Below are 14815 nucleotides of genomic sequence, written 5' to 3'. Positions count from 1 at the left end.
TTTTCAGCCTGCATGTAACGACTAGGGGTGGGATGAAAGGTAATTACTTCTAAAAATCAGATACTTAAAGCTACTTTCAGTCAGGCCCGTTCGTAAAAAATGACTCTCCCTCAGCACCTAATTCCCGCGACAGCTGCGACAGCTGTCGCAGCTGTCGCGGTCTTGTGTAGGCCCTTCTATTCTCGGAACATGGAAGAAGCCGGCCCTGTGATTGGCCTCAAGGGTCCGGATGCGGTGGGAGGCTGGGTCTACGGTTGAATGGATGGGCTTATGACGTTTGATGTGCCGGATGCGAGCTATTACGGAGCATTAATTACCAATGACTCCTTTGAGATTTTGGTGCGCAAGAATGCTAATACGGGTGAGGGTTTATTTTTAAGATGGCCACATGATTCAGATACCCGGCCAGATCTGCTTGTACAATCATGTTTGGATAAAGAATTTGGTGTGAACGCTCAATTGATTGAGGGTTATGATGCTATAGTTTTTATTAAAGGTGGCTCGCTCGTTAATTTTATTGTGCACTATTTGGGTGGTGATATAGAAGCTGTAGGTCTTCAGTGGGTTACACTAAAAACTGCTTGGGAACTTGTGTTTAAGTTGGAAGACCATGAAGTGCTTTTGTCTGACTCTGCGTCGCTCGGAGTTCTGGATAGATGGATCCGGAATCGAAGGCGTAAAATTGCTGAAGAGTCGTTTGATGGAGAGCAAAAAAAATGGCTTGAGAAATTTGATAGGCTCTGCGATCGCGTGCGTTATGTGCTTGGTAGAGATTCAGCGTGCTATGGTGGTGATGGGCTTTACTCTGAATATATTAAGTCGATAATCAGTTCGGCTATATCAACTATGAAGGAGCAGGAAGATTTAGATTTATATTTGAATGATTTGTTCGGTCGGACAAGTAAGCCTGGTAGGAGTGCGGCCCGAGAGGCGGATCTGATTCAAGCGATACACGTTAGCTTGGCGCTTTCCAGTCTTGATTTATATAATGCAGAATATACTAATCATGTTAAGGAGTGTAGGCGTGTTCTAGGGTTTTTAGTTGCGCTAGAAAATATTTACGGTAGTAGTTCGTTAGAGATAAGGCGTCGTGCTATTGAGGGTGGGAATGGGCGTTGGCGAGGCCATGATAAAGCTGGTCGTATCAAGTCTGATCAAATTAAGGTAGGTCAGGTTAAAAGCATAGAGTCCGCCATCCTTAAAGTTCTTGAGGATAAGAAATTATATCGGAAATCAGATCGGGTAGATGTGATAGCTGGAAAGATAGCTGGTGCTGTGCAAGGCGAAATTTCAACCCTGGGCCTGGGTGATTTTTTCGTGGATAAGGATTTGCAGCTTTTTATCTGGCATTTTATAAGTGAAAACAAGGTTGCGAGGGGGTTGATAAAGTAAAGGTTTAGTGGGGTGTTTCATTGGTTTGGCTATGCCTTTGATAAGTTCTTCTGGTTTTATTTTCTTCTGTATGGCTAAGGCGTATTTCGTCTTATTTTGTAGGAGTACTTTGTTATTATTCTTGCGCCGGTTTTGCCGGCATATTGGGGGGCCATTGTTCGTCTTTCAGAAAAAAGGCCTCTGCCTTGGTGCTGTGGTTACTAAATACTCTGTCGTCTGATTCGCGTTTCTTGTCTTTTATGAAATTTGATTTTGGGTCACTGTATTTTCTAAGGGTTATAATGTTTTTGTGCTCAGATATTTCGCCCAATCTTCCATTAGTTCTCTGCGCTTTTCTAAATAGTCAGATCTGGAATATGCCCCTTCGGTTTGATCGCGTTCGTCATGTGCAAGTGCCATTTCACAAATTTCACGCGGGTAGTGTGTGCGTTCACCAGCCCAGTCGCGAAATGATGAGCGGAAACCATGTCGCGTAATAGATTTATATCCCATGTCATGCAGTAGGGTGCGGATCGCATTTACATGCATTACACCGCTTTTACCTTGGCCAGGGAATAAGAATGGACTGCCTTCAATACGTGGAATATCTCGCAGGCAATCAATGACTTGGTTAGCAAGTGGTATGACGAAGGCGACGCGCATTTTCATGCGCTCGTCGGGAAGTGACCACGTACGAGCTTCAAAATCAAACTCATCCCAGCGTGCGAATCGCACCATGTGTGCGCGTGCGGCGGTCATGATCAGCAATTGTGCGGCAAGAGATGGCGATGTCATGTTCGCTTTCAATTGATGCATTAGCTTTGGTACGTCTTGCCACGGCATTGCGGGAAAGTGCTCGCGCTTTCGAGCTTTTTTCTTTTCTGCCCGGCTGAGTAAGTTGTCCAGGTGGCCACGCCACCGTGCTGGGTTTTCTCCGTCACGAAGTCCGCGCGCTTTTGCTGCGTCCAGAATTTGTTCGATCTGTCCGCGTACCTCGTCAGCTGTCCGGGTTTTGGTGGTCCATATGGGCTGCAGAACCTTGAGAATGTGTGCTGTGTCGATCTGCTCGGCAGCCAGCTTGCCGATATGGGGGAATGCATAGAGCTCTAGCTTGCGCATCCAGCCTTTACGCCACTGCGCAGACCAGCTCCCGCCGTGGGCTATCCAGTAATCTGTTGCCAGAACTTCAAACTTGAGCTGTTTTGCCTCTTGGGCTCGCTGAGCCTCGCGCAGGGCTTCACGTTCCTGATCTCGGGCGGCAAGTGGGTCGATACCATCTATCAGCTGGCGGCGTTTGGTGCTTGCTTCGAGTCGGGCGCTCTTGAGGCTGATCTCTGGATACGAACCTAAACCCATTTCCCGGCGGCGACCAGCGAGCTGGAAGCGCAGTAGCCAAGACTTGCGCCCTGTGTGTTTGACGACTAGGCGAAGCCCATCTCCATCTTCGTAGGTGCCAGGTTCTGTCAGGTTCTCGACCTGTTTCGGATTTAGCTTACCCATAGTGTCCTCCGCCGCAATGCCATTTCTGCTTGTCCCCCCACTTGTCCCCCCACTTAGTCATCGGATGGGGTTGTATTGCATTGGACTCGGTTGGTTGGGTAAATGGCTGTAGCCCTTTATTTATCTAGGCTAGCAGCTTAGGTTTCGGATTTGGTAGGATTATTTCGGGCATAAAAAAAACCGGCTTGTGGCCGGCTTCTCGGGGACCGCCTCAGCTTGTTTTTGACAAACCTCACCAGCCTTCAAATCGCTCAGCCAACATTGCGTCTGGCTGAATAGTAGGGGCATCCGCGGGAACGTCTCCGCTTCGCCAGGCAAGGTGGAAAGCCTAAGACCACCCCCTGCCAAATGTGCGGCGCATGATACCCACATTCACTTCAAATGCCCACCTCCGGATCCGATTTAGAGCCTTCCCAGCCGAGCAGGTGTTCATCCAGTGGCACCGGTGGGCGGCGGTTGTTGAGGGTGGACCACCAGAATACCCAGCCCACGACCTGGAAGTTTTGTTCGAAGCGTTCCTCGTAGGTGAGGTGTTCGTCCGGGTGCTCGTTGGCGTTGTGGCTGCGCATGCGCAGGCCGCCGCCCGGGCGGTTGTAGAGGTATTTGATGCGCAGCATGCCGTCGTGTTCGACGGCGTAGATTTCGCCGTCGATGATTTGGGTGCGGCCGCGGTCGATGGCGAGGGTGGCGCCTTGTTGGATGATGTCGATCATGCTGTTGTCGACCATATAGGCGCCTACCGCGCGGTCGGGGTTGACGGTGAGGGTTTCGAGGGTGTGCAGGGAGACGCGGATGCGCTCGGTGGAGGTGAATGACGGGTGGAGGGGGATCTCCACGTCGATTTTTTCCGGGGGGCAGGCTGGGCCTGTGAGGTATTTGCCGCTCTCTTCGCGGAAGGGGAGTGCTTTCCTTGCAGTGGGGCCGTCCAGCAGGAAGTTGGCCGGCGGATGTTTGGGGCCCAGGCCGGCGTGTAGCCAGCGGCTGGAGACGCACAGTAGCTCTGCGATCTCGTTGAGTCGGCCCATGGGGACGCCGCGTTTGAACCAGTTGTTCACGTGTTGAGGCGTGACGCCGCGGTTCTTGGCGAAGTCGGAGGCGGAAAGATTAACTTCCCGTAATAGCGCTTTTAAGCGATCACCTGATGTATTCATAAACGCAGAGTTTACTGGCCGGAAAAACAGATCAAATAAACCATGCGTTGAATCGCGCGAGTAGGATTTTGCTTAGTTGTGGCTTTATCTTTCGGACTTGCTGGTTAGTTGAACGCTGCGAGTTAAACATTGAACTTGGCGTTTAATTTTCCCCACAAAAAAGCCCCGAATAATCGGGGCTTTTTTAATTGCCGGGGCAATGAGGAGCGGGTATCAGCCTTTGTAGGCCGCGACCGACTTCATGATCTCGGCACGGGCGGCGTCTGCGTTGCCCCAACCGTCGATCTTCACCCATTTGCCTTTTTCGAGGTCTTTGTAGTTCTCGAAGAAGTGTTTGATCTGTTCCAGTAGCAGTGGGGGCAGGTCGGTGTATTCCTTCACGTCGACGTACAGCTGGGACAGCTTGTCGTGTGGCACTGCGATCACTTTGGCATCGCCGCCGCCGTCGTCAGTCATGTTCAGGATGCCGACTGGGCGTGCGCGGATGACCGAACCTGGGGTAACCGGGTAAGGGGTTACAACCAGCACGTCGAGGGGGTCGCCGTCGTCAGCCAGGGTGTTGGGGATGAAACCGTAGTTGGCCGGGTAGAACATCGGGGTGGCCATGAAACGGTCAACGAACAGACAGTCGCTGTCTTTGTCGATTTCGTATTTGATCGGCGCGTGGTTGGCCGGAATTTCGATGGCGACGTAGATGTCGTTCGGCAGGTCTTTGCCAGCCGGAATCTTGCTGTAGCTCATTGGGCGTTGCCCCCGTAGTTGGCCATGGAACATGGCCGGATTGGCCTAAAAGTGGCGGCGATTATAGGCATATTCTGACGCCGATGCCATGCGCCAGACGTCGTACGGTCATTCGCCTTGTGGCTGATAACGCGGGTCGCTGGCTTGCAGTTGGTTCAGGCGGGCCAGGGGATCCTGGCGATAAAAGCGGCTCAGTTGCGCATACACCTGTGGATAACTTTCCGTCAGTAAATCCGGCGCGCTGAAAAAATATTCGCTGGTGACGGCAAAGAATTCCGCCGGGTTTTCGGCGGCGTAAGGGTCGATGGCCGTCTCGGCGTCGGGGTTGGCATCGAGTTGGCGGTTGAGGTCGTCAAACGCGCTTTGCATCACGCTGGCCCACTCCTGCACGCGCATGTCGTGGTGCAACGGCGGCAGGCCGTTGGCATCGCCATTGAGCATGTCGAGTTTGTGCGCCAGTTCGTGGATAACCAGGTTGTAGCCTTCCCAGTTGCCGCTGGCCAGCACGCCGGGCCAGGCGAGGATCACCGGACCCTGCTGCCAGGCTTCGCCGCTGTGTTCGCCGTCCCACTCATGCTCGACACCGCTGGCGTCGCGATGGCGTTGCGGGCTGAGGAAGTCGTCTGGGTACAGCACGATTTCGTGGAAGCCCTGGTACCAGTCGAGGTCGCCGAGGTTCATCAAGGGCAGTTGCGCCTGGGCGGCGAGCAGCAGGCGTTGTTCCTGATGCAGGTCGACGCCGGGCAGGGCGGTGAGGTGTTTTTCGGCGAGGAATACCACGCAGGCTTCACGCAGCCACTGGTCCTGTTCAGCGCTGAGGCCGTCGAGGAAGGTCAGGTGGTGGCGCACCCGCTGCCAAGTGTCATCGGCAATCGGGTGCTTGGCCAGCAGGCGCCGGCGACGCCAGGCGCTGAGGGACCACATGGCCGGTCAGTGCGGCTTGGCTTCGGAGGAGGTGCGACCACCAAAGCGGCTGCGGACTACACCAATGATCATCGGCACCAGCGACAGCAGAATGATGAACACCACCAGCAACGACAGGTTTTTCTTGATGAACGGTACGTTGCCGAAGAAGTAGCCCAGCGTCACCAGGCCGCCGACCCAGAAGATGGTGCCCAGCACGCTGAAACCGAAGAAACGCGGGTAGGGCATTTTCGCGATACCGGCGACGAACGGTGCAAAGGTCCGCAGGATTGGCAGGAAGCGCGCCAGGGTCACGGTTTTGCCGCCGTGCTTGTCGTAGAAATCGTGGGTTTTTTGCAGGTAGTCGCGGCGGAAGATTTTCGAGTTCGGGTTGCTGAACAGGCGTTCCCCGGCCGTTCGCCCGATCACGTAGTTGGTGCTGTCACCGAGGATCGCCGCCAACATCAACAGGCCGCCGAGCAATACCGGGTCCATGCCACCGCCCGCTGCGACGGCGCCGGCGATAAACAGCAACGAATCACCCGGCAGGAACGGCATGACCACCAGGCCGGTTTCGCAAAAGATGACGAGGAACAGAATGGCGTAGATCCACGGACCGTAATTGGTAACCAGCAGGTCGAGGTAGACGTCGAGATGCAGGATAAGGTCTAGCGGGTTGAAATCCATGGATGGCACCTGTGTGGACGGCCCGGCTCGGCAGGCCTGTGCGGAAGCTCGGGTAATAAGGCTACAAGTGTATGTAGTGTTTCTTACAACCCTGAAAGGTCCGCATTATACGGATTGAGAGGTGAAAAGCGTGTTGGTTTTGTAGCGGGGGATGTCGCGATGCACGGTCCACAGATCGCCAGAAATGCATTGTGGGAGCGAGTTTCCTCGCGAAAGCATTCGGTCAGTTATAAATAGTCTGACTGAAAAGCCGCTATCGGGGCAGGCCCCCTCCCACAAGGTGTCAGGGCGTCAGTCTTCGCTGATCGGCAGGGTGTAGTTCTTGAACTCGGTGTCCTCGCGAAACCCGATCGACTCATAGGTCTTCTGCGCCACTTGATTGTTACTGCTGGTCGACACCCGCAGCCGCACCGCATGAGTCTCCTTGGCCATCTTCTTCGCTGTACGTATCAGGTTATCCGCCACCAGTTGCCGACGCGCGTCTTCGGCCACATAGATGTCGTTGAGTATCCACACGCGTTTGAGCGACAACGACGAAAAGCTTGGGTACAGCTGACAGAACCCCAGCAGCCGCTTGTCGTCATCGTCGGCCAGGGCCAGGTAAATCACCGACTCCTTGCGGCGCAGGCGCTTTTCCAGGAAGGCCCGCGACGAATCCGGGAACGGCAGCGCCCCGTAGAACTCGCGGTATTTGACGAACAAGGGGGTCAACAGGTCCAGGTGTTCCAGGGTCGCTTGAGTGATCCGCATGCCAGGCCTCAACTTCCAAAGGGTATGACCACGCGAGCGGCCGTGACTCGATGCTGCCTAAAGACGCAAAAAAGCGCAATCGTGCCGCGATCAGTCCAACGGCGGGCTGAGCAGGAAGTTGCCTTTCATCAGGTCCGGGTCGTCGGACTCAATGGTCTGCACCTGCGCCTCATCCTTGAGGTTGACCCCCGACAACTGCCGGCGACACGCCTCTCGCATCAAGTACAGCAGGCGGTGGGCCGCCATGCCATAACTCAAGCCTTCCAAGCGCACGTTGGAGATGCAGTTGCGGTAGGCATCGGTCAGGCCGACCTTGGGGTTGTAGGTGAAATACAGCCCCAGGCTGTCCGGCGAACTGAGTCCCGGCCGTTCGCCGATCAGGATCACCACCATCTTGGCCCCCAGCAATTGCCCGATCTCATCCGCCACCGCCACGCGGCCCTGTTCCACCAGGATCACTGGCGACAAGGACCACCCCTCGGCGTGAGTCTGTTCCTCCATGCGTGCGAGAAACGGCAAGGTGTGTTTATGCACGGCCAGCGCCGACAGGCCATCGGCCACCACCACCGCCAGGTCCACACCGCCAGGATTGGCCGCCGCATAGTCGCGCAGGCGCTGGGCCGATTCATCACTCAAGCGCCGCCCCAGGTCGGGGCGTTGCAGGTAGCTATGCCGATCGACAGCCGCACTGTGCAGCAACAGGCTGTCACGCCCGCGTTCGGCCAGTTGGCTGCTGAGGCCCCCATGGTCGAAGGGCAGGTGCACTGCGTCCCGCGCCTGGGCATGGGCGAACTGGAAGTCCAACTGTGCGCTGGTCGGGATGCTCGTGCCGGTACGGCCCAGGGCAATGCGCGCCGGGGTCAGGCGGCGTAGCTCCAGCCACGGGTTTTCAGGAAGGTCGAGTTGCACGGGTGGCTCCTTCATCCCAATTGCGCCAAGGCGTGGCGAAATGCCGGGGGCAGACTGTTGCCGAAGCGCACCTTGCCGTCGGCTTGCGTGAAGATGCCCATCTTCGCCAGCCACTGTTCAAATTCCGGTGCCGGCTTTAAACCCAGGGTTTGGCGGGCGTACAGGGCGTCATGGAATGAGGTGGTCTGGTAGTTGAGCATGATGTCGTCGGAGCCGGGGATGCCCATGATGAAGTTGATGCCGGCCACGCCGAGCAGGGTCAACAGGGTGTCCATGTCGTCCTGGTCGGCTTCGGCGTGGTTGGTGTAGCAGATGTCGCAACCCATCGGCACCCCCAGCAGCTTGCCGCAGAAGTGGTCTTCAAGGCCCGCGCGAATGATCTGCTTGCCGTTGTACAGGTACTCCGGGCCGATAAAGCCAACCACGGTATTCACCAGGAACGGCTTGAAGTGCCGGGCCACCGCATAGGCGCGAGTTTCGCAGGTTTGCTGGTCGACGCCAAAGTGCGCATTGGCCGACAAGGCGCTGCCCTGGCCGGTTTCGAAATACATCAGGTTCTGGCCCAGGGTGCCACGGTTCAGGCTCAAGCCCGCCTCGTAGCCTTCCTGCAACACACTCAGGCTGATGCCGAAACTGGCGTTGGCCGCCTCGGTACCGGCAATTGATTGGAATACCAGGTCCAGCGGCACGCCACGGTTGATGGCTTCGATGGAGGTGGTGACGTGGGTCAGCACGCAGGCCTGGGTGGGAATGTCGTAGCGCTGGATGATCGCGTCGAGCATTTCCAGCATGGCGCAGATCGAGGCGATGCTGTCGGTGGCCGGGTTGATACCGATCATGGCGTCGCCGTTGCCGTAGAGCAGGCCGTCGAGAATGCTGGCCGCGATACCGGCCGGTTCATCCGTGGGGTGGTTGGGTTGCAGGCGGGTCGATAAGCGCCCGCGCAGGCCCATGGTGCCGCGAAACTGGGTGACCACGCGGATCTTCTGCGCCACCAGCACCAGGTCTTGCACGCGCATGATCTTGGAGACGGCGGCGGCCATTTCGGGTGTCAGCCCTGGCGCCAATGCGCGTAGGGATTGTTCATCGGCCGCATCGCTGAGCAGCCAGTCGCGCAGGCCGCCGACGGTCAGGTGGCTGACGGTGGTAAACGCGTGTTTATCGTGGGTGTCGATGATCAGTCGGGTGACTTCATCGCTTTCATAGGGGATCAGCGCTTCTTGCAGGAAGTGCTTGAGCGGGATATTGGCCAAGGCCATTTGCGCCGCCACCCGCTCACCGTCGTTCTGCGCGGCGACGCCGGCGAGAAAGTCCCCGGAGCGTGCGGGGCTGGCCTTGGCCATCACGTCCTTGAGGCTGTCGAAGCGGTAGGTCTGTGCACCCACCGCGTGGGAAAAGCTTGCCATACAGTGTCTCCTTGACGACGCGGGCAGGAACCCGCGTCGAGGTTTACGGCAGTTAGTGCAGGGCGGCCTCTGCGGCCTGGATCGCCGCGAATTCCTCTTCCGGCGTGCCCGCTACCAAGTGATGCCGGCTGTAGAAAGCAAAGTAAGCAATTAATACTCCATAGATGATTGCGGCGCCAATCACCACCCTTGGATCCACCAGAAAGCCCGCAACGACGGCCACACAGGCCAGTACCAGGGCGACACCGGACGTGAAGATGCCGCCCGGCGTGCGGTACGGACGGTCCATTTTGGGGCGACGGATGCGCAGCGTGATGTGCGCGGCCATCATTAGCACGTAGGAAATGGTCGCGCCGAACACCGCCACCAGGATCAACAAGTCACCCTGGCCGGTCAGCGACAGGCCAAAACCGATAATGCCGGGGATCACCAGCGCCAGGACCGGCGCCTTGCTCTTGTTGGTCTGGGACAGTTTGCGCGGCAGGTAGCCGGCGCGGGACAAGGCGAAGATCTGCCGCGAATAGGCGTAGATAATCGAGAAAAAGCTGGCGATCAAGCCGGCCAGGCCGACCAGGTTGACGAAGCTGCCCATCCAGGTCGAGCCGCCATAGGACAACGCCAGCGCTTCCACCAACGGGTTGCCGGACTTGACCAGCGCATAGGTGCCGGCGCCGCCCGGTGCGATCACCAGGATCAGCAGGGCAAAACTGGTCAGCACCACAATGGCGCCGATCAGGCCGCGGGGCAGGTCGCGTTTGGGGTTCTTGGTTTCTTCAGCGGCCAGGGGCACGCCCTCGACGGCAAGGAAAAACCAGATCGCATAAGGGATCGCCGCCCACACGCCGACATAGCCGAAGGGCAGGAAGGTGCTGGCGCCCTTGGCTTCGGTCACCGGGATATCCAGTAGGTTGGCGACATTGAAGTGCGGCACCATCGACACCAGGAACACGCCCAGGGCAATCGCGGCGATGGCGGTGATCACGAACATCAGCTTCAAGGCTTCACCCACGCCAAAGATGTGGATGCCAATAAAGATGATGTAGAACGCCAGGTAGATCATCCAGCCGCCAATGCCGAACAGCGACTCGCAATAAGCGCCGATAAACACCGCGATGGCGGCGGGCGCGATGGCGTATTCGATCAGGATCGCGGTGCCCGTCAGGAACCCGCCCCAGGGCCCGAAGGCGCTGCGGGCAAAACCGTAGCCACCGCCGGCAGTGGGAATCATGGAAGACAGTTCAGCCAGGGAAAAGCACATGCACAGGTACATGGTGGCCATCAGCAATGTCGCGAGGAACATGCCGCCCCAGCCACCCTGGGCCAGGCCGAAGTTCCAGCCGGCGTAGTCGCCGGAGATCACGTAGGCAACGCCAAGGCCAACTAACAGCACCCAGCCAGCGGCGCCTTTTTTGAGTTCGCGTTGTTGGAAATATTGGGAGTCGACTTTTTCGAAGTCGACGGAAGATCCAGTCGGTTCGCTAGGCATGAAGAAGTACCTTTCATTGTTATTGTTTTTAACTCGGCCTCTGTGTGCCGAATGCAATTCGCAAGTACTTGTGGAGAGCTAAGTGTGGGAGGGGCGCCGCCCCTCCCACATTTGATTGCATTTTAAATGTGGGAGGAGGGGTTAGTTAGAAGAAGCCCAGCGGATTAATGTCGTAGCTCACCAGCAAGTTTTTGGTCTGCTGGTAATGATCCAACATCATCTTGTGTGTCTCACGGCCCACACCGGACTTCTTGTAACCGCCAAACGCGGCATGCGCCGGGTACAGGTGGTAGCAGTTGGTCCACACGCGGCCGGCCTTGATCGCGCGGCCCATGCGGTAGGCGCGGTTGATGTCGCGGGTCCACAGGCCGGCACCCAGGCCGAACTCAGTGTCGTTGGCAATCGCCAGGGCTTCGGCTTCGTCCTTGAAGGTGGTGATGCTCACCACCGGGCCAAAGATTTCTTCCTGGAACACGCGCATCTTGTTGGTGCCCTTGAGCAGGGTCGGCTGGATGTAATAGCCGGTGGCCAGATCGCCGGTCAGCTTCTCCACCTTGCCGCCGGTCAGCAGCTCGGCGCCTTCGCCCTTGGCGATTTCCAGGTAGGACAGGATCTTGTCGAACTGCTGCTCGGACGCCTGGGCGCCGACCATGGTGTCGGTGTCGAGTGGGTCGCCACGCTTGATCGACTCAACCTTCTTCATCACCACTTTCATGAAATCGTCGTAGATCGACTCTTCCACCAGTGCGCGCGATGGGCAGGTGCACACTTCGCCCTGGTTGAAGAAGGCCAGTACCAGGCCTTCGGCGGCCTTTTCGATGAACTGCGGTTCGGCTTTCATGATGTCGGCGAAGAAGATGTTCGGCGACTTGCCGCCCAGTTCCACGGTCGACGGAATGATGTTCTCGGCCGCGCAATGCATGATGTGCGCGCCCACCGGGGTGGAGCCGGTGAAGGCGATCTTGGCGATGCGCTTGCTGGTGGCCAGGGCTTCGCCCGCTTCTTTGCCGAAGCCGTGCACCACGTTCAGCACGCCGGGTGGCAGCAGGTCGCCAATGACTTCCATCAGCACGTTGATGCCCAGTGGGGTTTGCTCGGCGGGCTTGAGCACCACGCAGTTGCCGGCGGCCAGGGCCGGGGCGAGTTTCCAGGCGGCCATCAGCAGCGGGAAGTTCCACGGGATGATCTGGCCAACCACGCCCAGGGGCTCATGGAAGTGGTAGGCGGCAGTGTGTTCGTTGATTTCGGCGCTGCTGCCTTCCTGGGCACGGATGCAGCCGGCGAAGTAGCGGAAGTGGTCGGCGGCCAGCGGAATGTCGGCGTTGAGGGTTTCACGCACGGCCTTGCCGTTGTCCCAGGTTTCGGTGATGGCCAGCAGTTCGAGGTTCTGTTCGATGCGGTCGGCGATTTTCAGCAGTACCAGCGCGCGGTCCTGGGCCGAGGTCTTGCCCCAGGCGTCAGCGGCGGCATGGGCGGCGTCCAGCGCTTTGTCGATGTCTTTGGCAGTGGAGCGGGGGAACTCGGCGATGGGCTTGCCGTTGACCGGCGAGGTGTTGGTGAAATAGTTGCCATCGACCGGCGCAACGAATTCGCCGCCGATGTAGTTGCCGTACTTGGCCTTGAACGAAACGATCGCGCCTTCAGTACCGGGGTGTGCGTAACGCATGATGGGTATCTCCTGGCTTTTATGTTTATTGGAGTGCAGCGCGGCAAGCGCTTATTAAAGCGTAGAGCAAAGGTTGGGCCACTGCTTTGCAGGCCAGGTAAATCAAGGGGTTGGTCGTTGTTGCAAAGCGTTGCTGTAGCAGTCGTGGTACAGGCGCAGTGACAGTTTGTGCCATAAACGGTACAGCCTGTGACCAATGGGTCGGCTCGGCATTGCAAAGGTCGGATGGCTGGGGGATGCTGGGGGCTCTCACGTAGAGAGAATAATAAGAACATGCAGAACGATCATTTCAGTCGCCATGCCCAGCAAGTCCTCACCGTGGCCCAAGGGCGCGACCCGTCCAGCGACCCGTCGATCGCCCGCTCCTGGCTGAGGTGCCTGGAGGACTACCACCTCGACCCTGCGCAAACCATCGCCCCTACCGTGCTCGAACATGGCCGCCTGCTGGAAAGTCGCGAGCGCCTGCAACAGGTGCTGCACATCGCCGGCAGCGAGATGAACAGCCTGCATCAACAGCTCTCGGGCGCCGGCCATGCAGTGTTGTTGACCGATGCGCGCGGGGTGATCCTCAACTGTGTCACCGCGTCGAGTGAGCGCAAGATTTTCGAGCGCGCCGGGCTGTGGCTGGGCGCGGACTGGAGCGAGGCCTGCGAAGGCACCAACGGCATCGGCACCTGCCTGGTGGAGCGCCAGTCGTTGACGATTCATCGTGATGAACACTTCCGTGGCCGGCATACCGGGCTGACCTGCTCGGCCAGCCCGGTGTTCGACCCCCATGGCGAATTACTGGCGGTGCTGGATGTGTCCTCGGCCAGGGAAGCGGTGTCGCGCCAGAGCCAGTTTCACACCATGGCGCTGGTCAATCTCTCGGCGAAGATGATCGAGAGTTGTTACTTCCTGCGGCATTTCGAGAACCAATGGTTGCTGCGCTTTCATTTACAGGCGGAATCGGTGGGCCTGTTCAGCGAGGGGTTGCTCGCGTTCGACGGCGAAGGGCGTATCTGTGCGGTCAACCAGAGCGCGTTGAACCTGCTGGGGCAGGTTCGCGGCGGCTTGCTCGGGCAGCCGGTGGAGGCGTTGTTCGAATGTTCGCTGGATCAGCTGCTCGGTCGCGCCAGCGCAAATGCCACCACCAGTTGGCCGTTGCGTACCCGGGATGGCCGGCATTTGTTCGCGGCCCTGCGCGGTCAGCCTCGCGGCGTAGGGGTACCCGCCCCCATTGCCAAGTTGCCGGAGCCACCACGGCTGCCCGGTATCTGCCTGGGTGACCCGGCCTTGCAAAACGATTTCCGTAAGGCGTTGCGGGTATTCGAGCGCGACGTGCCGTTGCTGATCAATGGCGAGACCGGCTCCGGCAAGGAGGCGTTCGCAAAGGCGGTGCACCATGCCAGCCAGCGCGCCGACAAAGCCTTTGTTGCGCTCAACTGCGCGGCTATCCCGGAAAGCCTGATCGAAAGCGAACTGTTCGGCTACCGCGGCGGCAGCTTTACCGGCGCGCGCAAGGAGGGTATGCAGGGCAAGTTGCAACAGGCTGATGGCGGTACGCTGTTCCTCGATGAAATCGGCGATATGCCCCTGGCGTTGCAGACGCGGCTATTAAGGGTGCTGGAGGACCGCATGGTCGTGCCTCTGGGCGGTGAGCCCCAGGCGATCGATGTCAGGATCATCAGCGCGACCCACAGGGATTTGCTCGGGCGTGTGGCGGACGGCAGTTTCCGCGAAGATCTGTATTACCGGCTCAACGGCCTGGAAGTCGGGTTGCCGCCGTTGCGTGAGCGCAGTGATAAATCTCAATTGCTGGATTTCCTGCTGGCAGAAGAGGCGGGCGGGCAGGCCGTGTTGCTTGAGCTGGCGGCGCGTTCGGCGCTGCTTCGCTTTGCCTGGCCCGGCAATGTCCGGCAGATGCGTACCGTGCTGCGTACGCTGGCGGCGCTGTGTGACGACGGGCGAGTCGGCCTTGAGGACCTGCCCGCGCAGATCCGCCAGGCCCAGGCGCAACCGGTGGCCGAGGCCCTGTCCATGGAGTCGCCTCTGGAGGACGCCGAGCGCCTGGCGTTGCTCGCGGCGCTGGAGCAACAGCGCTGGCACATGACCCACACGGCGGAACAGCTGGGGGTCAGCCGCAACACCCTCTATAGAAAGCTGCGCCGGCACGGTATTGCCCGCGCCTCCCTATGATCGGGTCCTACAGCTAAAAGGTGCGATTTTTGCCCCCCTGCGCTAACCTGCCTCGATGTTTTACGAG

12 protein-coding genes are annotated in these 14815 nt (G+C 58.3%); 2 read left to right on the top strand and 10 right to left on the bottom strand.

Annotated elements, in window-relative coordinates; genetic code table 11:
* The first annotated feature begins 270 nt into the window (after positions 1-270).
* Complete coding sequence (locus ACODSV_RS16375; RefSeq protein ID WP_126588958.1) at positions 271-1392, top strand: hypothetical protein; 1122 nt, start codon at positions 271-273, stop codon at positions 1390-1392.
* Between the two features lie 276 nt (positions 1393-1668).
* Here ACODSV_RS16375 and ACODSV_RS16370 read toward each other — a convergent pair whose 3' ends face one another.
* The 10 genes from ACODSV_RS16370 to exaC all read right to left on the bottom strand — a co-directional run bounded on the left by ACODSV_RS16370 (position 1669) and on the right by exaC (position 12570).
* Positions 1669-2871 carry a tyrosine-type recombinase/integrase gene (locus ACODSV_RS16370; protein ID WP_095039838.1) on the bottom strand — a complete coding sequence of 401 codons (1203 nt, stop codon included), beginning with the start codon at positions 2869-2871 and terminating at the stop codon, positions 1669-1671.
* Between the two features lie 377 nt (positions 2872-3248).
* The gene (locus ACODSV_RS16365) at positions 3249-4022 is read right to left on the bottom strand and encodes a LexA family transcriptional regulator (protein WP_081329255.1); all 774 of its coding nucleotides are present in this window, start codon (positions 4020-4022) and stop codon (positions 3249-3251) included.
* Positions 4023-4235: 213 nt separating this feature from the next.
* Positions 4236-4763, bottom strand: a complete 528-nt coding sequence (ppa, locus tag ACODSV_RS16360) for an inorganic diphosphatase (protein WP_003176323.1) — start codon at positions 4761-4763, stop codon at positions 4236-4238.
* A 108-nt stretch (positions 4764-4871) separates the two neighbouring features.
* Positions 4872-5687 (bottom strand): M90 family metallopeptidase, encoded by an 816-nt coding sequence (locus tag ACODSV_RS16355; RefSeq protein ID WP_024077599.1) that lies wholly within the window; start codon positions 5685-5687, stop codon positions 4872-4874.
* A 6-nt stretch (positions 5688-5693) separates the two neighbouring features.
* Positions 5694-6353 (bottom strand): DedA family protein, encoded by a 660-nt coding sequence (locus ACODSV_RS16350; protein ID WP_150295765.1) that lies wholly within the window; start codon positions 6351-6353, stop codon positions 5694-5696.
* A 291-nt stretch (positions 6354-6644) separates the two neighbouring features.
* Positions 6645-7103 (bottom strand): GNAT family N-acetyltransferase, encoded by a 459-nt coding sequence (locus tag ACODSV_RS16345; protein ID WP_069077089.1) that lies wholly within the window; start codon positions 7101-7103, stop codon positions 6645-6647.
* A gap of 90 nt (positions 7104-7193) precedes the next feature.
* Positions 7194-8027, bottom strand: coding sequence for an ethanolamine ammonia-lyase subunit EutC (gene eutC, locus ACODSV_RS16340; RefSeq protein ID WP_150095509.1), 834 nt, complete (start codon positions 8025-8027; stop codon positions 7194-7196).
* The gene (locus ACODSV_RS16335; RefSeq protein WP_150054209.1) at positions 8024-9418 is read right to left on the bottom strand and encodes an ethanolamine ammonia-lyase subunit EutB; all 1395 of its coding nucleotides are present in this window, start codon (positions 9416-9418) and stop codon (positions 8024-8026) included. The genes eutC and ACODSV_RS16335 overlap by 4 nt, the downstream gene beginning before the upstream one ends.
* A 52-nt stretch (positions 9419-9470) precedes the next feature.
* Positions 9471-10904 (bottom strand): ethanolamine permease, encoded by a 1434-nt coding sequence (gene eat, locus ACODSV_RS16330; RefSeq protein WP_024077594.1) that lies wholly within the window; start codon positions 10902-10904, stop codon positions 9471-9473.
* 145 nt (positions 10905-11049) lie between these two features.
* The gene (exaC, locus tag ACODSV_RS16325; protein ID WP_454843930.1) at positions 11050-12570 is read right to left on the bottom strand and encodes an acetaldehyde dehydrogenase ExaC; all 1521 of its coding nucleotides are present in this window, start codon (positions 12568-12570) and stop codon (positions 11050-11052) included.
* Between the two features lie 273 nt (positions 12571-12843).
* Between exaC and ACODSV_RS16320 the strand changes: the two genes are divergently transcribed.
* Positions 12844-14748 (top strand): sigma-54-dependent Fis family transcriptional regulator, encoded by a 1905-nt coding sequence (locus tag ACODSV_RS16320; RefSeq protein ID WP_150095545.1) that lies wholly within the window; start codon positions 12844-12846, stop codon positions 14746-14748.
* Positions 14749-14815 lie beyond the last annotated feature (67 nt).

The sequence above is a fragment of the Pseudomonas sp. FG86 genome (assembly GCF_057808775.1).
Note: the sequence above shows the minus strand (reverse complement) of the source record. Positions and strands in the feature narration are given on the sequence as shown.